The organism is Litoribacillus peritrichatus, assembly GCF_039537985.1.
GTDB classification, from domain to species: domain Bacteria; phylum Pseudomonadota; class Gammaproteobacteria; order Pseudomonadales; family Litoribrevibacteraceae; genus Litoribacillus; species Litoribacillus peritrichatus.
This window is the reverse complement of the sequence record NZ_BAABBN010000017.1, coordinates 200,557-226,631: the sequence shown is the minus strand read 5'-3', so window position 1 is coordinate 226,631 and position 26,075 is coordinate 200,557. Positions and strand designations below refer to the sequence as shown.

At 47.3% G+C, this 26,075-nt stretch carries 22 protein-coding genes; 18 read left to right on the top strand and 4 right to left on the bottom strand.

Annotation, left to right across the window (positions count from 1 at the left end; translation table 11 throughout):
* Positions 1-215: 215 nt before the first annotated feature.
* Complete coding sequence (locus tag ABD744_RS22520; protein ID WP_344800868.1) at positions 216-752, top strand: hypothetical protein; 537 nt, start codon at positions 216-218, stop codon at positions 750-752.
* A 9-nt stretch (positions 753-761) separates the two neighbouring features.
* Entirely contained in the window at positions 762-1,187 is a 426-nt protein-coding gene (locus ABD744_RS22515; RefSeq protein ID WP_344800867.1) for a hypothetical protein, read from the top strand.
* Between the two features lie 444 nt (positions 1,188-1,631).
* Here the strand turns inward: ABD744_RS22515 and ABD744_RS22510 are convergent, their stop codons facing one another.
* Together ABD744_RS22510 and ABD744_RS22505 are read right to left on the bottom strand one after the other, a co-directional pair.
* Complete coding sequence (locus ABD744_RS22510; RefSeq protein ID WP_344800866.1) at positions 1,632-2,414, bottom strand: ElyC/SanA/YdcF family protein; 783 nt, start codon at positions 2,412-2,414, stop codon at positions 1,632-1,634.
* A 40-nt stretch (positions 2,415-2,454) separates the two neighbouring features.
* The gene (locus ABD744_RS22505; RefSeq protein ID WP_344800865.1) at positions 2,455-4,392 is read right to left on the bottom strand and encodes a putative bifunctional diguanylate cyclase/phosphodiesterase; all 1,938 of its coding nucleotides are present in this window, start codon (positions 4,390-4,392) and stop codon (positions 2,455-2,457) included.
* 1,331 nt (positions 4,393-5,723) lie between these two features.
* Between ABD744_RS22505 and abc-f the strand changes: the two genes are divergently transcribed.
* Together abc-f and ABD744_RS22495 are read left to right on the top strand one after the other, a co-directional pair.
* Positions 5,724-7,646: a ribosomal protection-like ABC-F family protein gene (gene abc-f, locus ABD744_RS22500; RefSeq protein ID WP_344800864.1), complete on the top strand. Its 1,923-nt coding sequence runs from the start codon at positions 5,724-5,726 to the stop codon at positions 7,644-7,646.
* Positions 7,647-7,789: 143 nt separating this feature from the next.
* The gene (locus ABD744_RS22495) at positions 7,790-8,200 is read left to right on the top strand and encodes a hypothetical protein (RefSeq protein ID WP_344800863.1); all 411 of its coding nucleotides are present in this window, start codon (positions 7,790-7,792) and stop codon (positions 8,198-8,200) included.
* Between the two features lie 48 nt (positions 8,201-8,248).
* Here ABD744_RS22495 and elbB read toward each other — a convergent pair whose 3' ends face one another.
* A complete protein-coding gene (gene elbB, locus ABD744_RS22490; RefSeq protein WP_344800862.1) occupies positions 8,249-8,908 on the bottom strand; it encodes an isoprenoid biosynthesis glyoxalase ElbB in 660 nt (219 codons plus the stop codon).
* Positions 8,909-9,165: 257 nt separating this feature from the next.
* Between elbB and hemB the strand changes: the two genes are divergently transcribed.
* Both hemB and ppk1 read left to right on the top strand, forming a co-directional pair.
* Complete coding sequence (hemB, locus tag ABD744_RS22485; protein WP_344800861.1) at positions 9,166-10,173, top strand: porphobilinogen synthase; 1,008 nt, start codon at positions 9,166-9,168, stop codon at positions 10,171-10,173.
* 71 nt (positions 10,174-10,244) lie between these two features.
* On the top strand, positions 10,245-12,368 hold the full coding sequence (gene ppk1, locus ABD744_RS22480) for a polyphosphate kinase 1 (RefSeq protein WP_344800860.1): 2,124 nt from the start codon (positions 10,245-10,247) through the stop codon (positions 12,366-12,368).
* A 190-nt stretch (positions 12,369-12,558) separates the two neighbouring features.
* On the opposite strand, the gene ppx is transcribed toward ppk1, so the two are convergent.
* A complete protein-coding gene (gene ppx, locus ABD744_RS22475; protein WP_344800859.1) occupies positions 12,559-14,055 on the bottom strand; it encodes an exopolyphosphatase in 1,497 nt (498 codons plus the stop codon).
* Positions 14,056-14,283: 228 nt separating this feature from the next.
* Between ppx and trxA the strand changes: the two genes are divergently transcribed.
* From trxA to ABD744_RS22415, 12 genes are all read left to right on the top strand, one after another.
* Positions 14,284-14,610 carry a thioredoxin TrxA gene (gene trxA, locus ABD744_RS22470; RefSeq protein ID WP_344800858.1) on the top strand — a complete coding sequence of 109 codons (327 nt, stop codon included), beginning with the start codon at positions 14,284-14,286 and terminating at the stop codon, positions 14,608-14,610.
* A gap of 253 nt (positions 14,611-14,863) precedes the next feature.
* On the top strand, positions 14,864-16,123 hold the full coding sequence (gene rho, locus ABD744_RS22465) for a transcription termination factor Rho (RefSeq protein WP_344800857.1): 1,260 nt from the start codon (positions 14,864-14,866) through the stop codon (positions 16,121-16,123).
* Positions 16,124-16,383: 260 nt separating this feature from the next.
* Entirely contained in the window at positions 16,384-16,794 is a 411-nt protein-coding gene (locus ABD744_RS22460; RefSeq protein WP_344800856.1) for a CsgE family curli-type amyloid fiber assembly protein, read from the top strand.
* Between the two features lie 52 nt (positions 16,795-16,846).
* Positions 16,847-17,269, top strand: a complete 423-nt coding sequence (locus ABD744_RS22455) for a curli assembly protein CsgF (protein ID WP_344800855.1) — start codon at positions 16,847-16,849, stop codon at positions 17,267-17,269.
* A 16-nt stretch (positions 17,270-17,285) separates the two neighbouring features.
* The gene (locus tag ABD744_RS22450) at positions 17,286-18,131 is read left to right on the top strand and encodes a CsgG/HfaB family protein (RefSeq protein WP_344800854.1); all 846 of its coding nucleotides are present in this window, start codon (positions 17,286-17,288) and stop codon (positions 18,129-18,131) included.
* Between the two features lie 147 nt (positions 18,132-18,278).
* On the top strand, positions 18,279-18,635 hold the full coding sequence (gene csgH, locus ABD744_RS22445) for a curli-like amyloid fiber formation chaperone CsgH (protein WP_344800853.1): 357 nt from the start codon (positions 18,279-18,281) through the stop codon (positions 18,633-18,635).
* A 225-nt stretch (positions 18,636-18,860) separates the two neighbouring features.
* Complete coding sequence (locus tag ABD744_RS22440; protein ID WP_344800852.1) at positions 18,861-19,325, top strand: hypothetical protein; 465 nt, start codon at positions 18,861-18,863, stop codon at positions 19,323-19,325.
* A 23-nt stretch (positions 19,326-19,348) separates the two neighbouring features.
* The gene (locus ABD744_RS22435; protein WP_344800851.1) at positions 19,349-20,407 is read left to right on the top strand and encodes a hypothetical protein; all 1,059 of its coding nucleotides are present in this window, start codon (positions 19,349-19,351) and stop codon (positions 20,405-20,407) included.
* A gap of 84 nt (positions 20,408-20,491) precedes the next feature.
* The gene (locus ABD744_RS22430; protein WP_344800850.1) at positions 20,492-21,547 is read left to right on the top strand and encodes a hypothetical protein; all 1,056 of its coding nucleotides are present in this window, start codon (positions 20,492-20,494) and stop codon (positions 21,545-21,547) included.
* Positions 21,548-21,689: 142 nt separating this feature from the next.
* Positions 21,690-23,177: a 4-hydroxy-3-polyprenylbenzoate decarboxylase gene (gene ubiD, locus ABD744_RS22425; protein WP_344800849.1), complete on the top strand. Its 1,488-nt coding sequence runs from the start codon at positions 21,690-21,692 to the stop codon at positions 23,175-23,177.
* A gap of 2 nt (positions 23,178-23,179) precedes the next feature.
* Positions 23,180-24,199 carry a 2Fe-2S iron-sulfur cluster-binding protein gene (locus ABD744_RS22420; protein ID WP_344800848.1) on the top strand — a complete coding sequence of 340 codons (1,020 nt, stop codon included), beginning with the start codon at positions 23,180-23,182 and terminating at the stop codon, positions 24,197-24,199.
* Positions 24,200-24,435: 236 nt separating this feature from the next.
* Positions 24,436-26,019, top strand: a complete 1,584-nt coding sequence (locus ABD744_RS22415) for an inorganic phosphate transporter (protein ID WP_344800847.1) — start codon at positions 24,436-24,438, stop codon at positions 26,017-26,019.
* The last annotated feature ends 56 nt before the right edge of the window (positions 26,020-26,075 follow it).

Here is a 26,075-nt window from a genome sequence, read left to right as displayed (position 1 = left end):
AGCCAATATTCTTAGGATTAGTATTCGAGTATATGACTACTAAGAAAAAACCAGCATGGTTTCTCAATTTAACAGTCTATTGCTTGTAGCTGCCTATTTCCGTGATTAGGATTCAGGTGATTTTTAGTTTTCCATTAAAGGTATCTTTTATGGAAATACTCGATGATAACAGGGGTTCTCTACTTTAACATTCCATATATAAAAGGAAATTATGTATGTCAAAAAAAATCCGTAACAATGTCAATATAATTCAAAACACTAGTGGTATAATTGCCGCTATAGGCCTAGATAAGGTAGGAAGAGGAACACTGGGCAACCTCATCACGCCGGCCACATGGTTGTTAAATTATAAGGTTCAAGGTAATACTCCAAGTGCTGTAGATGTAGGAATCTATGCTAGCGGTTTTTTAAGTGCTTTTGCTGGAGCCGCTGTCAGCACTTTAAAAGCATACATGGATGATGATATTAACAAAAAAGTATATGCTATAAGTCAGCAGCAAGAGCCAAAATTTCAACCTTTCATTCTACCTGTCCAAAACTACGGCGTTAATCCTCCTTTCATTGAAGCTATTACTATAGCCTCGCACGGCGGCACTACTTGGCAAGGAAAAAATGGTCAATGGGTATATATTGTGGATGCAAAAGGAAACCTAGTATTAGATTTTAATCCTTTAGATGCAGTTAAAGTCTACAGGCCAGATTTCCCCCTTGTTAAATCTTCCGACGGTAAATTCAACTATAGTTCGTATTAGGTAAATATAATGATGAAACTTACTCTATTAATATTCGTATTAATATTATCTGGCTGTTCAAACGACTTTAATACAATCTGTACTTATTATGATGAGTTATCCAAGCATCCATCAATTGATAGTCTCAGTCCTAAAGAAAGATACAACTTAATTTCAAAAAAAGTGGATGATTTAGACGATAGCAATGCAAAAGCTATTTGGAGCGTGCTTGGTACCGCTGCTGCTGATGAGCAGTATGAAATATTTCAACGAGCAGCAGTAGAAACGGACGGAGGATCTGACTGGGAATGCCCTACAATGGAGGCATTAATGAGCATATCAATTAAAAATAAAACTGCAGATAGCAACCTGAAGGAAGAGCTAGATCATCTGAACGTCACCACCATGGAGAATGCTGATTTCTCATACAGAAAAAGAACAGTACCTATCTTGTAAGTAAATAAGTTATAAATAAATATAGATGCCACGCTTATAATTGGTCGCTCCCGATGAAAGCAAATACGATGAATTATAAGATCTGGCATCTGAGAATTATATTTATTCTCGAAAATTCAATTCTCCCTTTAAAATATCAGAAAAGGCAGTGACATAGACCTCCACCTGTTCGCCGATCACCTGGAGCCGATTACAGAACAGATTCATCTGCAGGGTTGGGACTACGAACATCAAGAAATAACCATCAATAAGAATGGACGATGGCTCAGTTTCGATCACATATACCTTGATTTAGCTTTTCCTGTTGAACTGTCCGTGTACCCAACCTCAGATTTAAAAGTAAGAACCCGAAGCAGTACTGACGGAAAACCAATTATCAGGCTTAACAATAAGCGTTTATTGGAACTGATTTTAGATCAGCATCCAGACGCGTGGGAACAAAGCCTACTCACTCAATAACGCTTTCAGTTCAACCCACAACAACCCAACTTGCTCGTAAAGCCAGCGTTGGGTTTTATTAACGGCATCTGCGCTTGGATACAAACCGCCACTGCCTTCGGACGCTAAAAAGTAAGTCGGTGCCGGGATCGGAGATAAACCTTCCTGCTCGAAAATATTCATCGCCCTGGGCAGGTGAGACGCAGAGGTAACCACCACCAGCGAAGCGTCGTCCGACAGCTCGCCCACCAGCTTCGCAACACTGCGGGCTTCTTCGCGCGTATCTTTGGCTTCCGGAAAGAGTTGTATTCGGTGCTCAGGGAAGCCAAGTGATAATGCAATCTTCTTTGCCGCTTCGGCGTTTGATAATTGATTACGGCTGCCTATGCCTGCGTAACCCGACAGCACCAGAACAGATTCCGGGTGAAGATTGGCGATCCGCAGACCCTCCACCAAACGCGCTAAGGAAGTTGAACTCAATTGCACTTCGCCCGGTAATCTGGCGCCTTCCATGTGGCCACCGCCTAGTACATGAACATAGCCAACCGCCAACTCGGCCTGATATTGATACGGCGTATATTTGGACTCCAAAGGTAATAACAGGCGATTAGCAATGGGATTAAATGAGCTGACCCAGACCACAATTAACGACAGACATACCCAAAACACACCGGACTTCTTACGACCCCTGATCAAATTAATCAGCCCGGCAATCCCGATGATTAGCGCAATGGATAACGGCGCAACCAATGCCACCGTCAGTTTCTTAACAATAAATAGAGGTTCCATCCTGGATTCCTAACGAAAATAAATTCAACATAGAGGTTAATTAACGGTCTCGCAACATCTCAGTGATTGCATCTGCGGACACGGGTTTACTGAAATAATAGCCCTGAATTAGATCGCAGGTCATCTCATCCAGCAACATTAAAGCCTCTTGCGTTTCCACCCCTTCCGCCACCACCTGAACGCCCATCACATGCGACAGGTAAATGATGGTACTGACCAACGCGCGATCGGCTTTGCTGCCATGTATTTCATCAACAAAACTTTTATCAATTTTTAAGCAATCGATAGGCAATGATTTCAGATATCCCAAAGAAGAATAACCGGTGCCAAAATCATCAATCGCGATTTTAATGCCCAGGCTTCTTAATTGGGAGAGCACCCGTATTGCTGCCTCCACATCTTCCATCACCATACTTTCAGTGATCTCAATCTCTATACATCTTGCAGGCAATTGAAACTTGGCCAAGAGCGCGACCAGGTTCTCGACCAGATCCGGTTTCTGAAACTGCCGGGCTGACATATTAATGGCTACGGTAAAGTCCGAGGGCGCACACGTCATCCAGCTGCGGGCCTGTTTAATGGCTTCCTCAAAAACCCATTCACTGATCGGTAAAATCAGACCATTGTCTTCAGCGGCACTGATGAACTCATCCGGAGGAATCGTGCTACCGTCAGGCAAATTCCAACGAATTAATGCTTCAACACCCACCATTCTTGAATCTTTGGTGGTAACTTTAGGTTGATACACCAATGAAAATTGCTGCTCTTCAATGGCCGTTTTGAGTTTATTTCTCAGTGATAACCGATGAGACGATAACACCGCTAATTCTTTAGCAAAAAACTGATAGTTATTTCGGCCTTTGGCTTTGGCGTGATACATGGCCATATCGGCATCCCGAATCAGGCCATCGGCGGCCGCACCGTCGTTTGGATACACAGAAATTCCAACACTGGTGGTGATGTATAACGTTTCGCTGTGAATAAAAAACGGCTGCTCCAGCGCAATAATGATTTTATCGGCCAGTTTCGTTACATCTTTCATCGAGTGAACTTCGTCCATCATCACAATAAATTCATCGCCGCCGTATCGCGCCAACAAATCAATGTCCCGAATACACTCTTTCAGCCGATTTGCGGCAAGACACAACAGAATATCACCAACATCATGACCCAGAGTGTCGTTCACATATTTGAAACCGTCTAAGTCCATAAATAAAATCGCAATGCGATGATCATGATGATGAGCACTGGTCAAAGCGCGTTCCATTTGCTCCTGCAGCAAAGCGCGATTGGGCAGGCCGGTCAAGTTGTCGTGGTATGCCTGATGCTTGGCTTGCTCTTCCGATTGTTTTAAATCAGAAATGTCGCGAAGACTCCAGACCCGACCAACAATTTGGTGATCCAAGAAGCGCGGCTTGGACACGCACTCGACATAACGACCGTCTTTAAAGTGCAGCAACCCTTGTACTTTTTCTGACGGGTGAATATTAGTGAACCGAACCAGCTCCAGCAGCTTTTCGCTGTTGTGAATGGTGTTTTTTAATAAGTCTTTGAGGTCATGGCCAACAAAGGCGTCTTCCACTTCGTCTGACTTCAAACCAAAAAAATCGGTCAACAGTTGATTATGCGCCACCACCTGGTGATTATTATCGAACACAATCAGGCCATCATTGGTTGCATCCAACGTGGTATTCAAAAGCGATAAAGAATCATCCAGCCCAAGCTTCACTGCCGCCAGCTGAGTCAGCTGTCGCTCAAACTGCGCCGCCTGAACGGTCAGGGCTTTTGATAATTCCTCTGGAGACATGTCTTTGTAATCGGCACAAGAAGAGTCAGCCTGGCTGACAGCGTCTGAGCTGACCCGTGACTCAAGTTGCTCCAGATAGGTAGACACCTGTCCTAACAATTGCTGAACACTCAATCCGTCCGGTTTTGTTAAATCGTACTCCTGAACCAATTTTTTAAGATACGGATGCATACATCAAAACTACTTTGCCTAAAGGAAGAATGAGCGACGCCAATAAGGCCGGAATCAAAAACGACCCACTTAAAAGTCACAACATCAGCTTTAGTCTAGCAAAAGTAACGCCGAATCAGTTCTTATCCGGTAAATACCTTTAAATTGACTGCTGCCTTTGAGCTTCAGGCATTTTAAGTATGTTTTTGAGCGAATCAGATTCACCAGTATCAGATGATCACCACCAAGACTGTTACCGAATCAGACATAGAGTGTTTCGTTATTCGAACAATAGTAACAATCTTAAACCGCTCTTATTCAAGTGCCTACTGACGAATTTACGCTAACCCAATGAAAAAAATAAATTATCTAAAACTTGGCCTGTATAACGCATTATCTTTCAGTACCAAAATCGCGCTGGCATTAATAACAATAACAACAGCCAGTACGATGAGCAGATACCCACCTTAATAAAAATAATAAGGGCATTCTGACAGCAAAAGCGGTTATCCCCTGCGAGGCCTTCCCAACTCGCAGGGGGGAAAATTTTTTTAAATGGCACCAGACAGGTCATTGGGTTTACTAAGCAAAACAAAAATGATGGATTCTGCTTCATTAATAAAAATAACAATCGAAGCCAAGAATCAACGCTCGACAATAACAATAAAAATGAGCCGGAAAACATTATGAGCCCTTATGGGCTCTCCACCTTCTCTTTCAAGGCTTCACGGCTTTACCAGTACATTCACACAAAACACTCACATAAAAATACATCGCAATGCATTTAATCGCCCACTACAGCTCGCTGCCGTAGATGTCGACACCCGGCATCATGCTCTGAGTTCTTGCCGCCACACCTTTCTCTTAAAATTTGCCTGTCAGTGACCGCTGTCACCTCGGCTTTTAGCACAAGGTAACAACTTTGCGTTACTTGTTACCTCAACAATCTGTTCACTTTACGGAACATAAGTAACACTTTTGCCACCAGCCGCCTCAAGAATTCATTAAAAAAATCACAACTCATTGTTTTTATTAAATATTACAAAACTGGCACAGCTATCGCTTTCTATTTAATCAAGAACAACAAAAAAACAGATTCAATTCAGCTTCACCAATAAAAATAACAACAGAAGCCGAGATTGACGCTCAACAATAAAAATAAAAAGCGAGCAGCAAAGACATTATGAGCCCATTCGGGCTCACCACCTTCTTTCTCAACATGCTTTCATCTGTACTTCCCAATAAACGTTTAAACAGAACTTCTAAACAAATCCAACTCCTGTTACTGTGCCTGCACATAATCGAATACGACAAAGTTCGTCAAAGTCTGCCATCAACACCCTTGGTTTATCATGATTCAACTATCTAATGTTTCACTCCAGCGCGGAATTAAAGTCCTTTTTGAAAATGCCAATCTGGCGATCAATCCCGGTCAAAAGCTGGGTCTGGTCGGAGCCAATGGCACCGGCAAATCCAGCTTATTCAAACTGCTGTTGGGCGAATTGCATCAGGATCAAGGTGACTTACAAATCCCCGCCAGCTGGAACATTGCCCACATGGCGCAAGAGGTATCCTCCACGGACAAGTCGGCGCTGGATTACATACTGGACGGAGACGTACCGTTAAGAGAAGCTGAAGCCGCCATCCGGCACGCAGAAGAACAGCAGCAGGATAACGAACTGGCCCACGCTCACGACCTGTTCGCACAGGCAGACGGTTACACCGCCAAGAGCCGTGCCGAACAACTATTGGCCGGTCTCGGCTTTCAACAGGCCGACGTCCATCGTCAGGTCAGTGATTTTTCCGGTGGTTGGCGTCTGCGGCTGAATCTGGCTCAGGCCTTGATGAGCCCGTCCGACCTGTTACTGCTCGACGAACCCACCAACCACTTGGATTTGGACGCAGTATTTTGGCTCGAACAATGGCTGAAAAATTATCCGGGCACCTTAATCATTATTTCTCACGACCGGGATTTTCTCGACAGCATCGTGGGTTACATTGCCCATGTGGAACAACAGCAAATTAATTATTACCGGGGCAACTACAGCACCTTTGAAGTTGCCAGAGCGGAACAGCTGGCACAACAACAAGCCCAGCATGAGAAGCAACAGCGGGAAATTGCCCACATGCAGTCGTTCATCGACCGCTTCAAAGCCAAAGCCACCAAAGCCAAGCAGGCACAAAGCCGGGTGAAAGCCATGGAGCGGATGACCAAGATTGCGCCCGCCCATGTGGATACCCAGTTCAGCTTCACCTTCCCGAAAGCAGACAATGTGTCATCACCGTTGCTGACCATTGAAGACGCAGACATGGGCTATCAGGGCAACCGAATTCTCTCTGCAAACTGTACCATTCTGCCTGAAATGCGGATCGGTTTATTGGGTGCCAACGGCGCCGGTAAATCCACCTTAATCAAATCACTGGTCGGCGACCTTGCCCTGCTGTCAGGGAAGATGACCGAAGGGGCGCATTTGCATATTGGGTACTTTGCACAACACCAATTGGAGGCTTTGGATGTTAGCTCCACGCCTCTGATCCACATACAAAGGTTATCGCCCACGGCAAGCGAGCAAAGCATCAGAAACTTCCTGGGCAGTTTCGGCTTTAATGGTGACCGCGCCAATGAGACCGTCAAACTGTTCTCCGGCGGAGAAAAAGCCCGTCTGGCACTGGCCCTCATCGCCTGGAAAAAACCTAATTTACTGATCATGGATGAGCCCACCAACCACCTGGACATGGAGTCCCGCTTTGCACTCACCGTGGCGTTACAGGATTTTGAGGGCGCCATCATCATCGTATCGCATGACCGACACCTGCTGAAAAACACCGTCGATGAATTTTGGCTGGTGCACGATAAAAAAGTCGATGCCTTTAAGGGTGATCTCGACGATTACCACCAATGGCTCAAAGATCAAAAGAAAATGACTCAGGGCGTCAGCACTGAAACCCAACGTTCTGGCAACGAAGTGAAACCTTCTGTCGATAAAAAGGCTCTAAGAAAAAGAGAGGCAGAGATACGCGCTTCGCTTCAACCGATACGGAAAAAGATCACAAAATTAGAACAAGAGATGGAAAAATATGAATTGCGTCTCAGTTCAATAAATGATCAACTTAATGATACAGAACTTTACACAGACTCGTGTAAGACTAAGCTCACAGAGTTATTACAAATCCAGGCAGAGTCAAAACAAAAGTTCGAGCAATTGGAAGCGGATTGGCTGGAGCAACAGGAATGGTTGGAACAGCAGGAACAAGAATTGCGGCAGAGTGAATAAGTAGCATCTGCAGCACTAATAATTAAGCGGCCGGATTGAAGCGCAAAAGTCATTGGACTGACGCAATGAATCGATAATGTATTGCCCCACGAACTCTGGGGCAAATCCATTAACACGGCACCACAACAAAAGTGCAGATGAACATGAAATCAGATTTAACTCGTTTGGCGAATCAGCGTCGACCCCAACAAACAAAATCTCAAGTGCTCAAAGTAATGTCATGGGTACTGTGTGGCCTTTTTGCGCCCATCACCTTTGCCGATTCCGATGAGCACTACGTCATTGATGATGACCACCTAACCCAATCTCGCTGGGCATCGTCCGTTTCCGAGGCATCATTACCAGGGTCGTTCGCTAAGTTTTACGAAACCACCTTACCCAATTTTTTTGGCAGCGGTGATCCGGATAAAGACCCGTCCATTTCTATTTCCATCCAGCATATGGATGAAACACATCCGGCGCTCAGTGACGATGAGAAGCAACAAATCATCAAGCCGTTTGAAGGCGATCCGCTCGACCGCAAGGCCATAGTCATTGAAGTCCCGTTTAACTGACGGCCAAAACACCGATGAAGCACCTTACGTTTTGGCCTGACAGACAACCTATTTCTTGATCATTGACAGAATTTCATCCACCAAAGTGAAGATGCCTTTGGAGGCTTCATGCATTCCGGTTGCCAGCATATAAGCAGGCGTTGACACCAGTTTATTCACCGGATCAATACAAACATCGTCCACTCCTCGATCCTGATGATCTCCCCCCATCGTTCGAATCTCATCAGCCACATCGGGGTCCGTACCGATCGTACATTTCACGCCTTTGCCAAAGATGACAGGCATCATTACCGGCGCAATGCACATTAACCCCACCGGCTTTTCAGCCTGATGAAAGCTGCGAACAAAAGACAGCACATCCGGCCGGACACTCATTTCAGAACCTTTCACAGCAAAGTCGCATAAGTTCTTAGCCGCACCAAAACCCCCCGGAAGAATCAGAGCATCGAAGCTCTCCTGCTTAGCTTCCGCCAAGTCCTGCACATTGCCCCGGGCCAGCCGGGCAGCTTCCACCAACATATTACGGCTTTCCGACATTTCTTCACCGGTCGCGTGATTAATCACATGCATCATTTCATCGTTGGGTGCGATGCACTGATATTCAGCACCACTCTGATCAAGACGCAACAACGTCAATACCGCCTCATAAATTTCAGACCCATCGTAAACACCGCACCCGGAGAGTAAAACAGCAACTTTTTTAGCCATTGAAGATAATTTCCTTTCAGTTCATCCACGAAAATAACGTCACACCATTCAAGATAATAAAATCTTCCGCAGACATGAATACTATTGAGTTAAAACAAGCCACTTTCATGGTAAAGTTTCATAATAGTTAAACATACATCAGTTACTTTTAATTTTTCACCCAAAATTCCGGCGGTTTAAGTATTGTTTCTTAATGCTAAGCACATTTCCCCCGAATTTAGGTACGTCAGGTGGCCACCACCGAATACGGAGTTACCATGTCAACACTCGATACCCGCAGATTTCCGCTCATCAGAATGCGTCGAATGAGAAAAGATGATTTCTCCCGTCGCCTGATGCGCGAATCCGTTCTCACCACCAACGACCTGATTTATCCAGTGTTCGTACTGGAAGGCACCAACCAACGAGAAGAAGTGGCGTCCATGCCCGGTGTTGAGCGACTGTCCATCGACCTGCTGGTCAAAGAAGCCAAGAGCTGGTTTTCATTAGGCATTCCGATGATCGCTATTTTTCCGGTCACGCCTCAAAGCGCTAAGACTGAAATGGCGGAAGAGGCCTACAACCCGGATGGACTTGCCCAACGCGCCGTCAAAGCACTGAAAGAAGCCTGTCCTGAGCTGGGGGTCATGACCGACGTAGCACTAGACCCGTTTACGACCCACGGACAGGACGGCATCATCGATGCAAATGGCTACGTATTAAACGACGTCACCAGCAATATTTTGGTCAAACAGGCACTTTCCCACGCCGAAGCTGGCGCAGACATTGTTGCGCCTTCCGACATGATGGACGGCCGGGTGGGAGCCATCCGCTTATGCCTGGAAAGTGAAGGGCACATTAATACCCGCATCATGGCGTATTCCGCCAAGTACGCTTCCGCCTATTACGGCCCTTTCCGTGATGCCGTCGGTTCCGCCAGCAATCTGGCCGGAGGCAACAAATACAGCTACCAAATGGACCCGGCGAACAGCGATGAAGCCCTGCATGAAATTGCCACGGACCTGGAAGAAGGTGCAGATATGGTCATGGTTAAGCCCGGCATGCCTTATCTCGACATTGTTCGCCGAGTGAAAGATGAGTTCAAAGCCCCCACTTTTGTGTATCAGGTCAGTGGTGAATACGCCATGCACGTCGCGGCAGCACAAAATGGCTGGCTTGATCTGAACTCAGTCATGATGGAATCCTTGATTTCATTCAAGCGTGCCGGCGCCGATGGCATCCTGACCTACTTCGCCGTCAGGGCAGCAAAGCTGTTAAATGAGTAGTTGCCATCATTGACGGATGAGCTAACGCTTTTAAGGAACACCAAGCAGTAAGTAATAGCAGGTAACAAACGATGGAAAACACTGAACTGGACACACTAAACGAACCAGACGCGCCTGAGGCCATTGATTTAGATAATCCCGAATTTTATATCAACCGGGAATTAAGCCAAATCAAATTTAATGAACGCGTGTTACACCAAGCGTTGGATGAGCGTCACCCGCTGCTTCAGAGATTGTTATTTACCTGCATATTCAGCTCAAATACCGACGAGTTCTTCGAAATTCGCGTTGCTGAGCTAAAACGACAAATAGAGTTCGGCCAAGAAAAGATTCTCTCTGACGGCATGTCACCCGAGAAAGTGCTGCAATCCATCAGCGAGCAATACCACCCATTGGTTGAACGTCAATATCAGATCCTGAACGACGTCATCCTGCCCGAATTGCGTAAAGAAAATATTCGCTTTTTGCGCCGTGAAGAGTGGAATGAACGACAGGTTGCCTGGATCGAAGAGTTCTTCAACGAAAGTGTCATGCCGGTGATGAGCCCGATTGGGCTGGACCCTTCACACCCATTTCCGAGATTGGTCAACAAAACCTTAAACTTCATCGTCGAGCTGGATGGCAAAGATGCGTTTGGCCGTGAAACCGGCCTGGCCATTCTGCCGGCGCCCAGATCCCTGCCAAGAGTGGTACGTTTGCCGGATGAGCTGTGTGAAAACGGGGGCGACAACCTGGTGTTCCTTTCCTCCATCATTCACGACCACGCGGCCGACCTGTTTCCTGGTATGACCATCGACGGTTGTTACCAGTTCCGAATCACCCGAAACGCCGATTTGGAAATTGATGAAAACGAAGAAGATCTGGCCAATGCGTTGCGCAGCGAGTTACTGTCCCGTCGTTATGGCGATGCGGTTCGCTTGGAAGTGGCCACCAACTGCCCGGACGAATTGGTGGAAGTGCTGCTGAAACGTTTCAACCTGGAAGAAGACGATCTCTACCGGGTCGACGGCCCGGTGAATTTATCCCGATTGATGCAAACCCTGAGCCTGGTGAAAAGGCCGGATCTCAATTACGAAAACTTCACACCCAGTTTGCCCAAAACGCTCAAGCAGTCGGTCAAAAACAACATTTTTGATGAGATTCGGAAAGCTGATCGCATCCTTCATCACCCGTTTGAGTCGTTCACGCCCGTGGTCAACTTATTGATGGCCGCCGCCCGAGACCCGAACGTCATTGCGATTAAGCAAACGCTGTATCGCACCGGTGAAAATTCAGACATTGTAAAGGCTCTGTGTGAAGCCGCCCGAAACGGTAAAGAAGTGACCGCCGTTATTGAATTACGAGCGCGTTTCGACGAGGAAGACAACATCAACCTCGCCAGCCTGTTACAGGAAGCCGGTGCATTGGTGACTTATGGCGTCGTCGGGCATAAAACCCACGCCAAAATGATGTTGATTTTACGTCGAGAAAACCAACAGCTGAGGCGCTATGCCCATCTGGGTACGGGGAACTATCACTCAGGTACCGCCAAGTTATATACCGATTATGGCTATCTGACGTCCAACGATGAAATCACCTACGATGCCCATCGAATTTTCCAGCAACTGACCGGCATGGGTAAAATTCAGAAAACCAAGAAACTCTTGCACGCACCGTTTACTCTGCACAAGGGTCTGATGGAACTGATAAACCAAGAAGTCAAAAATGCCGAACAGGGACTGCCTGCCCGAATCATTGTGAAGTGCAACGGTTTAACCGAACCGAAAGTCATTAAAGCGCTGTACCGAGCATCCCAGGCCGGGGTTAAAATCCAGTTAATCATTCGCAGCATGTGTTCGTTACGACCTGGAATACCGGGCGTCTCCGAGAACATCACGGTTCGTTCTGTGATCGGCCGTTTTCTGGAACACACTCGTATTTTCTATTTTGAAAACAATGGGCAACCCAAACTTTACGGTGCCAGTGCCGACTGGATGGAGCGCAATCTGATCAACCGCGTTGAAACCTGCTTCCCCATTGAACCCACCAAGCTGAAAAAGCGAATCATTGAAGAACTGAACTGGTATCTGGAAGATAACTGCCAAAGCTGGGAGTTAACCAATGAAGGCGTTTACGTGCTTAACACCCCGGGCGAGGATCAAGAAGAGATCTCTGCCCAGACCAACCTGCTGGCCAATCTGGCGTTGAGTTCTTAATCTGATCAATCTGGAATGACGTCCCGGACGGGTACGTCATTCCATTTTTGTTGAAGCTCTTATCCGCCGATCAATGCACACTGACTTTTTGGGCAGACTGTACCTTTAATTCAACAGTACCTTTAATTCAACAGCTCTTCTAGTCCAACAAAACGTCTAATCCAACAAAGCCTCTAATCAACAGAGGCATTTAATCAAACAGTATTTCGCCCTGAAAACCCACCTTTGGCCACATAGCAACTTCTTCTTTCAGCATCTCCAACGCCAACGGGTAGTTGTCCGGCCAGGCATCGGCAAACCTGAGTTGCAACAGCCCCTCATTATAAGTCACTGACACTTTAGGCGGTGCCGGCATAAACCGGGGCGCGCACAAGGTCACGGACAAACGTAATAAAAACATCAACTTCTTTAATTGTAATGTCCGGCCGGGAGCGAAATTTTCCAACTCCTGTAAGGCAATTTTACGTCGGTGTAAACGCACCAGCACCGCCAGTTCCCGTTGCTCATTGGTCGAAAACCCAGCCAGGTCCGACTGTTCAATCAGATAGGCGCCGTGCTTATGAAACTGACTGTGGGCAATGCATCGGCCAACTTCGCACAGACAAGCCGCCCAATTGAGCAGTTCCCTATCCTGTGGCAATAAGTTCCAGTCTTGCTGTAACTGATCAAACAGGCTCATCGCCGTTTGTTCACATACCACCGCCTGTTCTTGCGGCACATGAAAACGCTCCATTAATGCCAACACGGTACGCTCTCGTACATCTTCATGACTCAACCGACCCAGCACGTCATAAAGCACGCCTTCACGCAAAGCACCGTCCGAGTACGCCATTTCTTCAATACCCAAAGAATCAAAAATCGCGATTAAGATCGCCACACCTGAAGGGAACACGCTTTTACGTTCCGGCTTCAGCCCTTCGATATCCAGTTCATCCACGTGATCATAAGACAAAATCAGACTTTTCAGGCGCTGCAAGGCTTCACGGGTAATCCCGGACTCCGTCCAGCCCCGAGCCACCAATACCCGCTCAATATTACGAATCGAGCCCGAAGAACCCACCACCTCATGCCAGCCTTGTGCCAGATACTGATCGCGAATGCTCTGAAGCTCCATCTGAGCCAATAACACAGCCCGATCAAAATACTTACGTTTGATTTTTCCGGAGGCAAAGAATCGGCTGCGATAGGAAACGCAACCCATATGAAGGCTTTCCATTTCCTGCGGTTCAAATTGTTGACCAATGATGAATTCGGTACTGCCACCACCAATGTCGACAATCAGTCGAGAATCGCCGTCGTCCGACAAGGTATGGGACACACCGAGATAAATAAGACGCGCTTCTTCCCGACCGGCAATCACTTCCACCGGCACCCCAAGAACGGCTTCGGCACGATCAATGAACTCTTTCCGGTTCCTGGCCACACGCAATGCATTAGTACCAACAATTCGAATTCGGTCTTTTGGGACGTTGGTGAGCCGTTCCGAGAAACGTTCGAGGCAAGACAAGCCTCTCATAATCGCTTCTTCATCTAAAATCTTATCCGGCCCGATCCCGGCTGCTAACTGGACTTTTTCGCCCAAAGTTTCCACCACACGGATCTCACCTTGCTCTTCACGAGCGACCACCAGGTGAAAACTGTTTGATCCCAAATCAATGGCAGCTAATGCATTAATATCGCAGGTCATATGATCTCTTTCATCATTAAAAGACTTGTATTTCAGCTCTGTGCCCATATAGTACTGAGAATCCAATGAACACTTTGTGGACGTTATCATGCCATTTTTTACAACAATCTGCAGCCGTCCAGCCTACCCAGCCATTGAGCCAGCGCAAGGAACTTAATGGTGGATTACGGTACCAATAGTAACAACGAATTCTATACCAACCTTAAAAACTAAAATTAGGACTGAACCATGAGCGATTTGATCGTAAGCGTAACAGATAAAACTTTTGAGGATGAAGTGCTGAAAAGTGAAGTGCCTGTCATCGTAGATTATTGGGCACCTTGGTGTGGCCCATGTAAAATGATCGCACCGATCCTGGAAGACATTGCCAACGAATACGGCGACAAATTGAAAATCTGTAAGCTGAACATTGACGAGAACGAAGAAACGCCACCTAAGTACAACATCCGTGGTATTCCTACGCTGATGATTTTCAAAAACGGCGATGTGGAAGCCACTAAAGTAGGCGCGTTGTCTAAATCTCAACTGACTGCATTCATCGACAGCACGGTATAATCGTCGTCCGTCAGTAAAAACAGGCAAGGCCATTTTTGCCTGTTTTTTCATCAAAAACTCAGAAAAATGCGTAAATCCAAGTTAAATTGATCAATTTTTGGTAAATTTCTCTGGACTGACGCCGAATATACTTCTATATTGAGTGACAGATGATCTGAGGACTTCTTAGCATCCTCCTTTCCCGAAACAAACATCTGAAACCTATCTCAGTTAAATCTCAACAAATCAAAAAAATACTATTCACAGGAACTACATGAATCTTACCGATCTCAAGCAAAAGAGCATGCCTGAGCTCTTAGAAATCGCTTCTGAAATGGGACTCGACAACTTAGCAAGATCCCGCAAACAGGACGTAATCTTCACAATTCTTAAGAGACACGCAAAAAGCGGTGAAGACATCTACGGTGACGGCGTACTAGAAATATTGCAAGATGGCTTTGGCTTCTTGAGATCATCCGATAGTTCCTACTTAGCGGGCCCTGACGATATCTATGTTTCACCTAGTCAGATCCGCCGATTTAACCTAAGAAAAGGCGACAGCATTTCTGGCAAGATACGTCCTCCGAAAGACGGCGAACGATATTTTGCAATGCTCAAAGTTGATAAAATCAACTACGGCAAACCAGAACACGCAAAGAACAAGATCCTTTTTGAAAACCTCACTCCACTTTTCCCCGACGAACGATTGAAACTAGAAGCAGGAAACGGCTCGACCGAAGACCTGTCTGCTCGTATCATCGATCTGACTTCGCCCATCGGTAAAGGTCAGCGTGGTTTGATTGTTTCTCCGCCGAAAGCGGGTAAAACAGTGATGCTTCAAAACATCGCTCAGTCCATCACGCGTAACAACCCGGAATGTCACCTGATCGTACTTCTGATCGACGAACGCCCGGAAGAAGTGACCGAGATGCAGCGTACAGTTCGCGGCGAAGTGGTCGCCAGTACGTTTGATGAGCCACCGGCACGTCACGTACAAGTGGCTGAAATGGTTTTGGAAAAAGCCAAGCGTTTGGTTGAACACAAACAAGACGTGGTGATTTTGCTGGATTCGATCACCCGTTTGGCACGTGCTTACAACACCATTGTGCCTTCTTCCGGTAAAGTCCTTACCGGTGGTGTCGACGCTCATGCCCTGGAACGTCCTAAGCGTTTCTTTGGTGCGGCTCGTAACGTCGAAGAGGGCGGTAGCCTGACCATCATCGCAACAGCGTTGGTCGATACCGGCTCCAAAATGGACGAAGTGATCTTTGAAGAATTTAAAGGCACGGGTAACATGGAAACGCACCTGGATCGTAAGATCGCAGAAAAACGTGTATTCCCAGCCATCAACGTTCGCAAGTCCGGCACGCGTCGTGAAGACATTCTGACCACCGAAGACGAACTGCAGCGCATGTGGATTCTTCGTAAATTACTTCACGAAATGGAAGACATTGCTGCCAGTGAATTCTTGCTCGATAAGCTAAAAGGCTTCAGAACCAACGAAGAATTTTTCTTATCCATGAAAGGTCGTTAATTTCCTCTGCAAACAAACCATTGCAGCGAATTACCGCCTTGTTAAAAAGCCGCTTGAACTGAGTTCAGCGGCTTTTTTATTGCCTGCCTTTCAACCTTTCGGCTTAAATTGATCAAATAAAAACCAATTTCCCATCTATACTCTTCACCTATGAGTCAGAGTTCCTGTTTATAACGATTCTGCTGCTTGCTTTTGTCACGTATCCGAATGCCACAGCCATTCAGTTCAACAAAAACAAGTTGCTTTCATAGGTGGCAGTCATGATCCAGATTAAAGTTTTATCGCTCGCCGGAATGCTTACCTTCTGTGGGTACGCTTATACGGACAATCCGGACGGTGACTTAATGACAGGCATGACCATAGACCATACCGTCAGCCGCTTTGGCCACGAGTTTTACCGCTATCTGGCCGATCACCGCCGGACGTATTACCCCAACGCCAAAGAAAATCTCACCATCAAAGAACGACCTTCTGCCCGCTGGGGCAGCATCATTTGGGTCGAATCCTACAGCACGCAAGTTTACTACAACCGGATTGGTGCAGGTGGCAACGACATCAAAGCCATTGCCGAAGCCGCATCCACTCACATCAACAGGCGGTTAAAGCAACTGGAAATCGAAAAGCTGTTTCAAAAAAGTGACGATCTGGCAGAAGACGAAATCACCCTGTAATCAACACACACTGAATCACGACCCAATGGCACCCAACCCAGAGGACAAAGCAATGAAACGTAAAGCCTTGAGCCGCTCTCTCCAACTACTTACCGGCTTATTCGTTACTGTCTCCGGCTACGGCGGTGAGCTGGTTTACCAACCCGTCAACCCAAGCTTTGGGGGCAATCCGTTAAACGGCTCTTACCTCTTGAACAGTGCTCAAGCGCAAAACAGTTATAAAGACCCCGACGCAGCCGGATCAGCATTCTCGCAACGCTCGGCCTTGGATCGCTTTACCGACTCTCTCGAATCCAGATTGCTTAATCAATTACTGACTGACGTTGGCTCAGGCAATGAAGGGACACTCATCACCGACGACTTTGTGGTCGACATCATCGATGACAGCGGCAACTTATTTGTGCGGGTGGAGGACAGGGAAACCGGTGAAACCACCGAAATTCAAGTCAATGGCCTGAACCCAACCAATCCTTAATTTCCTGAAGAATGAGATGATGAAAGTGCTATCCATCATGAAAGTTTTGCTTACCGGATGCCTAGTAACCCTACTTGCTGGCTGCGCGGTTCAAGATCAACTTGGGATCAAATCAGCGGGCTTAACTCCGCGCTCACATACCTATTCTGAGCTGATTTCTTTGCCAAAACCCAAAGGTAAAATTGTCACAGCGGTGTATAACTTCCGTGATCAAACGGGTCAATATAAGCCCATTCCCTCCAGTAACTTCTCTACTGCTGTGACTCAGGGAGCGACCTCATATTTAGTCACTGCACTCCGTGATTCCGGTTGGTTTATTCCGGTGGAAAGGGAAGGCTTGCAAAATCTGCTAACGGAACGAAAAATCATTCGCGCAACCGAAAAAAATGCCAATGAAAACTTCGAATTGCCGCCGCTGATGCCTGCCACCGTAGTCGTCGAAGGCGGTATTGTCGGCTACGATACGAATACCCGCACCGGCGGAACCGGCGCTCGCTATTTAGGCATTGGCGCTGCAGAGCAATACCGGCAAGATCAGGTCACCATCAACCTGCGAATGATCAACACTCGCTCAGGCGAAGTACTCGACAGCATCATGACCACCAAAACGGTGTATTCCCAGGAAATTCAGTCCGGTGTATTCAAGTTCATCAAATTCAAAGAGTTATTGGAAATTGAAGCGGGCATGACCACCAATGAACCCGTGCAGGTATGTGTCATGTCCGCCATTGAATCGGCGTTGATTCATTTGATTGCCAACGGCCTGAAAAACAAGAACTGGCAACTGGCCAATCCCGACGAATTAAACAATAAAGTGCTCCAGCAATATTTCGCAGCTAAGTCACCTCTCATCGAGAGTTAAACGCCTTTGCTGTCTGATTGAGGATGCTTTAATCCCGCCACGGGTTTAACGCAGTTTCTCAGCCAACGGTTCGTTTATTGCTATTGCCTCTTTTCCTTTCCAATCAAGATCAACGTCTAACCCGAAACAGCGACTCAAGTAACTCATATGAAAACCGTACCTTTAATCATGCTGTTATTCACCACCTTAATTTGCAAAGAGGGCTTGGCCATGGACATACACTTCAACCCAGTCACTGACCAAGATCGATTCACAGTCAGCCCCACCGCTTTCTGTCACTGTGAAGGCCTGTACCACTATCAGCTCATTTCCAAAAAAATCAGTGATTCAGGTTCCAGTGAGGCCCGTCAAACGGGCCATTTCCGAGCCGTGTCCCACCAAGAAACGCGGTTGGCTACCGCATCTTTTAATCTCACCGAAGGCATTCATTTCCAGATCACCCTCTCCATCACCGACGATCAGGGTCATATCATCACGGTTAAATCTCTTACACATCCAAAGTGAAATATCCTACTCTATCTTGTCAAATATCGTACCTAATAGTATCCCATTAACAACAACAAACCTTCCCGATCACCTCTCGCTGAACGGGCCTTCATCCCACAGAAACTCCCATATACTTTACTTACTGTTCGTCACATAACGACATAATTCATTACGAGCAGATAACGCAGAGAATGAAACGGGGCACGCAGTATGCACCTTGTGAAGAGGGTCTTTGGGCTAATTTTGTTAAGCCATGCAGCGCTGGGCCAGGCTGATGACTTGCTCTCAGATCCTCGATACCGTTCTTTGGAGCTCGGCCATTATGGCATCCCACGAGGAGCCTCCAACCACGACATTTCAGTGGCTCAAGATGGCAACAACAATGAATTAGTCAGTTATCAGGTTGGCTCTCGCCACCGGGCAGACATTTCCCAAACAGGGGACCTTAATAGCACAAAAATCTGGCAACTCGGCGCGCGCCATTATGCAAACGTAAACCAACAAGGCATCGAGCATGAAATACTGCTGATGCAAATAGGCGTTTCGAATTCCGCGCATGTTCAACAGTTCGGGTACGCCAATGACGCCAAAGTATTACAAGTCGGCGTAGGGAATTCAGTCGATATCTACCAATCAGGAAGTAATTTAAATGTATCCGTAAGGCAGTTCGGTGCCTTCCGGCATGCACAAATAAAACAAACTAACTGAAGAGATAAAACGAGGGTAGTATCATGAAAAGGGTAACCCTACTCGCACTATCAATATCCATGGCAACCAGCACGCTTTCCTATGGCGCAGGCAGTACCGCCACGGTAAACCAAACAGGTGGCACCAACACCGCCACTGTGACACAAACCAATGTGAATGACGCAGAGGCAACCGTTGACCAAAACGGTGACCTGAACTCAGCGGTCGTTTTACAGGAAGACAGTCTGAATGCGATGTATGCCACCGTCAATACAACGGGGACCAACAACAGCGCAGACATCCATCAAAGCGACTCCTGGTTTTCCACGTCAGAAATCGTTCAGGATGGCATGGACAACGTAGCTGAAATCGATCAGTTATCTATCTCAGACAATACCTTAGCCAGCATCCATCAGGTCAGTAATACTGAAAATGATAACGGCTATATTTCACAGCTCCAGGCGGTTTCGTCCACGGCAACTATTAATCAGGTAGCCAACCTAACCGGATTAAATACCGCCCAGATCTTCCAGAATGATACCTTAGATTCCAGCGCAACGATTACTCAGGAAAACACGCAAAATGATACTGCGCTCATCACCCAGAGTGGCACAAACCAGTTCGCAGACGTTGTTCAAAACGACTCCTGGACATCCACTGCTACTGTAAATCAAATGGGTGTAGACAACGTAGCTCACCTAAATCAAACCAATATCAGCGATTTAACCTCAGGTTTAATCAACCAAACTGGTGATTGGTTAATGGCTGACGTCAATCAAACCAATGCGATATCCTCCAGTGTGGAAGTCCATCAATTTGGAATGGGACATATTGCAACCGTTAATCAGACAGCTGATTTCAGTAGCGTATACACCAATCAGGTAGATTCATTCAATACGCTGTTAGTAAATCAAGACGGTACCTACAACCACACAAACATCGACCAATCCGGTTCGGAACACATGGCGACCGTTAACCAAAACGGCCTTGGCACAGCAGGGAACGATAACTATGTGACCGTCATGCAATCCGGCTTCATGAATACGTCGTTCGTTTCGCAGACCGGTGGCGGCGGTAACAGTGTGACAGTGAATCAATTTTAACTGAGTCCCGGGTCAACCTGTCTCGAAGCCCGTACCGGCTGACTCAACTGACTCACTGTTCACCCAGACACGAGGATCTTACCTATGAACAAGATCTCACTGATTCCACTGTCCATTGCCTTGGCCAGCTCTGTGGCACTGGCAGACAACAGCACGTCCACCGTCGATCAGAACGGCGATGGTAATACCGCTGATGTCACCCAGTCCGGTGTCCATTTTGCGGATGCCAATGTCAGCCAAAACGGGGAGTCCAACACGGCAACCGTGTTGCAGGAAAGCAGTTTGTTTCCGATGTACTCCACCATTGACACCACAGGCAATAATAACAGTGCGGATATTTACCAAAGCCAATCCTGGTTTTCGACGTCCTACATCGAACAAAATGGTTCTGATAACGGCGCTGAAATTGATCAGGAGCAGATTTCAGCGGTGACTAGCGCGTCCATTTACCAAATTGAAAGTACCCTCAATGACGATGGCTACATTTCACAGGTACTTGCCGTGGGTTCCACCGCGACGATCAATCAGACTGATAACTTTGGTAACCTGAATACAGCGGATATCATTCAAAACGGCGTGTTTTTGTCTTCTGCTGTAATAACCCAAAACAACACCCAAGGAGATTCCGCTTCTATCACCCAATCCGGTTTAAACCAACGAGCAACGCTTCTGCAAGATGATTCCTGGTTCTCAAGTGCCAGCATCACTCAATCAGGATCAAACAGTTCGGCGGATTTAACCCAGACGTTTGTGACCGACGGATCAACCAACCACATCAACCAGGACGGGGATTTACTGATCGCAACCTCCGACCAAAACTTCTCGTTTGCCTCCGATGTGTTGATTACTCAATCCGGTATTGAAAATACCGCGACCGTCAGCCAGAACAGCAACAACAGTTCTGTCACCGTCACCCAGGATGATGAGCTGAATGATGCAGAGGTAACCCAATCGGGCGCTTATAACCATACCGACGTGAGCCAAACGGGTATTTCCCACATGGCCACCGTCCATCAAAGTGGTTTCGGCGCAGTAGGCACAGAAAATTATGTGACCATCACCCAATCCGGGCTACTGAACACCGCCACTGCGACTCAAACCGGCTCAGGAGGTAACTCGATCACGATCAGTCAATTCTGAAACTTCATAACTCTTACCCCACCCGACGTGCTCATACCAAGCACGTCGGGTGGGCTTTTTAAATATCTTATTAAAACACTAGGCTTTTCTTCACCCCCCGAATCCGCGATAATTCAGCGCAAAACAGTCTCTTGGACAAGCTATGAAATACAATGACTTGCGTGACTTCATTAAAGCGTTAGAAAAATCCGGTGATTTGGTTCGGGTGTCTGCCGAAGTCGACCCGCACCTCGAAATGACTGAAATTTGTGACCGCACCCTAAGAGCTGGCGGCCCGGCCATCCTGTTCGAAAACCCAAAAGGTTATGACATGCCTGTATTGGCTAACCTGTTCGGTACACCGGAACGGGTGGCGCAAGGCATGGGTCAGTCGGATGTCACTGCGTTGCGGGAAGTGGGTCAATTACTCGCATTTCTGAAAGAACCTGAACCTCCCAAAGGCCTCAAAGATGCCTGGTCCAAGTTACCACTGTTTAAACAAGTGCTCAAAATGGGGCCGAAGGTCGTATCCAAAGCCCCCTGTCAGGAAGTCGTGCTGGAAGGCGATCAGGTCGATCTGAACAAAATCCCCATCCAGACCTGCTGGCCCGGCGATGCCGCGCCATTGATCACCTGGCCATTGGTCATCACCAAAGGGCCACACAAAGAACGGCAAAATCTGGGCATTTATCGCCAACAGCTGATTGGCAAAAACAAACTGATCATGCGCTGGTTGTCCCACCGTGGTGGCGCTCTCGATTTTAAAGAATGGCAGGAAGCCCATCCGGGCGAGCCTTTTCCTGTATCCGTCGCATTAGGTGCAGACCCGGCCACCATTCTAGGTGCAGTAACGCCGGTACCGGACACACTATCCGAATACGCCTTTGCCGGGCTGCTTCGCGGCAGTAAAACCGAGCTGATCAAAAGCATCGGCAACGAACTGCAAGTACCCGCCAGCGCAGAGATTGTTCTGGAAGGGTTCATCTACCCGAATGAAATGGCCGATGAAGGCCCCTATGGCGACCACACCGGTTACTATAATGAAGTGGATCAGTTCCCGGTATTCACGGTGGAGCGCATTACCCACCGTAAAAATCCGATTTATCACAGCACCTATACCGGTCGCCCACCCGATGAGCCCGCCGTACTTGGCGTCGCGCTGAACGAAGTATTCGTTCCGATCTTTCAAAAACAATTCCCCGAAGTGGTTGACTTTTACCTGCCGCCGGAAGGCTGCTCATACCGGCTGGCGGTTGTTACCATTAAAAAGCAATACGCAGGGCACGCCAAACGCATCATGCTTGGGGTTTGGTCATTCCTACGCCAATTCATGTACACCAAGTTTGTGATTGTCTGCGATGACGACGTCAACGCGCGTGACTGGAACGACGTGATTTGGGCCATGACCACCCGCATGGACCCGGCCCGCGATACCGTCATGATTGAAAATACGCCCATTGATTATCTGGATTTTGCCTCACCGGTATCCGGCCTGGGGTCGAAAATTGGGTTTGATGCCACCAACAAGTGGTCTGAAGAAACAACAAGGGAGTGGGGCAGGCCCATTGAAAAAGACCCTCAAATCGTCTCTCGAATCGACGAGATGTGGGACAGTCTGGGCATAAAATTACAAGATAAAAAGCCTTTCTGACTATGGATCGGCTGAAGATTACCACGACCAACGGCCACACGTTTTTGTGCCGTGAAGACCAGGTCGTTCTGGATGCAGCCTTAGAACAACATTGTTTCATACCCAAAGGCTGCATCAACGGGGTGTGCGAAGTGTGTTACGGCGACTTATTACAAGGCACCGTCGCACTCAACAGTGGCTTGGAAATAAGCGCACCACCAACCCAAAAAAACGTTTTATACTGTATAGCAAAGCCTTTGACTGACTTACACATAGGCATTAAAGCCTTTCGGGGCCCTGGAGAATATAAATTGCAAACCATTGCTTGCCAGATCGAACTCTTACAACCGCTCAATCATGATACCTACCAGGTTCAGTTACTGGCGCCGGCCGGTAAGTCCCCCGAGTTCCATGCGGGTCAATATCTGGAACTGCTTCCTGAAGACGGTAAAAGTTATCCGTTTACAATTGCCTGTGCTCCGCAAGGCCGCTCGATCGAGCTTCATATTCAGGTGCATGAAGACAACCTCAGTGCACAATACATATTGGAACAGCTGACCTCGCAAACGTTAATGCGCGTAAAAATGCCAATGGGCAACTGCTTCTTGCCCATTGAACGGCATGAACTAAAGCAGGATGTCCTGTTAATTGCTGCAGGGACGGGTTACGCTCAGATGAAAAGCATCATTGAAGCTTGCGCCAATGACGACACTGTCACCGATGAAAACAAACCAAAATTGCATTTATTCTGGGTAGGTAAAAAACCGGAAGACCTGTACTTGAGTCAACAAGCACAGGCACTGCACGAGCAAGGCGTCATTCAATACTTTCCCATCGTTCGCGACACAAACCAGGGCTGGGACGGTTACAGTGGTCTGATCGAAGATCTGATTCTTGCCAACTTCAAAGACCTCAGCCAGTGTTCTGCATTCTTCTGCGGTTCTCCGAATTTTGTGTATGGCATCTTTGATGCGTTGCAGGAAGACGGGCTGACTATGGAGAACTGTTACTCCGACGTTTTCGATTACGCCCCTCGCAACTAAACAACATCAACGCGCCTCCAGGCACCCGATTATCGACCTGTTCATACCTTCTTGATGCCTGGCTCAATCCCGTTTGCTGATTGAGCCAGAACAAACATTTCGTTCTTATTCCTTCTTCTGATCTACGCTTCATCGTAGCCCAACCAGATTTATGTGACATTTTTGTTGTATTTATTTTACACTGCGCGCGAATTAAAACTTGCAGCAATACTCAAATCAACCACGAGAGTTCTTTTATGGAATTTAAAAACCTAAACCAACTCGAACAAGCAACCAGCTCTTATCAGACCGAATTGGTTCGTATGGGCATCGCTTTGCTATTTATAGCGGGCATCATTATTTACACATCCGTTCAAATGCAAGGCATCGAGCAAGGTTATATGCTCATCATTGCAGCGATGATCGGCGGCTACATGGCCATCAACATCGGTGCAAACGACGTTGCCAACAACGTTGGCCCTGCCGTTGGCTCAAAAGCCCTAACACTGACTGGTGCCCTGTTAATTGCTGCCATATTTGAAGCGGCCGGAGCCATTATAGCTGGCGGTGATGTGGTTGGAACCATTAAAAAAGGCATCATCGACCCAGGTGCAATTTCGGATACCGACGTCTTTATCTGGTTAATGATGGCGGCACTGTTGGCTGGGGCCATCTGGCTCAACCTGGCCACCTATTTGGGCGCTCCCGTTTCCACCACGCACTCCATCGTGGGTGGGGTATTAGGCGCAGGCATCGCCGCCGGTGGTTTTGGTATTGCTAACTGGTCAAAAATGGGCGCCATTGCAGCAAGCTGGGTAATCTCTCCGGTACTGGGCGGTATCATTGCAGCGTTATTTTTATACTTCATTAAGCGCACCGTCTTAACCAACCACAACATGCTTAATTCCGCCAAACGCATAGTTCCTATTCTAATCATGTTAATGGTCTGGGCGTTTTCAACGTACCTGATCATGAAGGGATTGAAGAAAATCTGGAAACCAGGCATTGAGATTGCTGCTCTGACCGGCCTGGGTATTGCTGTAGCCACCTGGTTCTTGAGCCAACCACTGATCGCCCGTAAAGCCAACAAAATTCAAACCAACAACGTACTGGAAGAAAAAGAAGGGGTGAACAGCCTGTTCACAGTCCCTCTGATCATCGCCGCAGCCTTGTTAAGTTTTGCTCACGGCGCCAACGACGTTGCTAACGCAATTGGCCCACTGGCTGCGATCAACGAAGCCATCTTGAGTAACGGCATTGTATCTAAAGCCTCTATCCCACTTTGGGTAATGATGGTTGGCGCCATTGGTATTGCCATCGGTTTGATTCTGTTCGGCCCGAAACTGATTAAAACAGTGGGCACTGAAATCACCGAGCTGGATAAAACACGCGCCTTCTGTATTGCTATGGCCGCAGCCATCACCGTGATTATTGCGTCTCAGCTTGGCCTGCCAGTAAGTTCCACGCACATTGCCGTGGGTGGCGTATTTGGCGTAGGTTTCTTACGTGAGTATTTGAAAACCAGCTACGCCAGCCAGCTGCATACCATTGTCGATCAACACGAAGGCAGTGAGCGCGAGCAAATTGAACAGTACCTGGCGAACTTCAAAAATGCATCCGTGGAAGAAATGGCGCGTATGCTGAAGCAACTGAAGAAACGTGAAGCGGATGTGTTCCTGAGCAAAGGAGAACGCAAGCGTCTGAAGAAAGTGTATAAAGAAGAGCTGGTGAAACGTTCGGCACTGACTAAGATTATTGCAGCATGGATCATCACAGTACCGGCATCCGGCTTACTGGCAGCCATCTTGTTCTTTACCATTCGAGGCATCATGGTAGGTTAACCCCTCACCTCTGATTCCACCAAAAAAGGCCAACATGATGTTGGCCTTTTTTAATG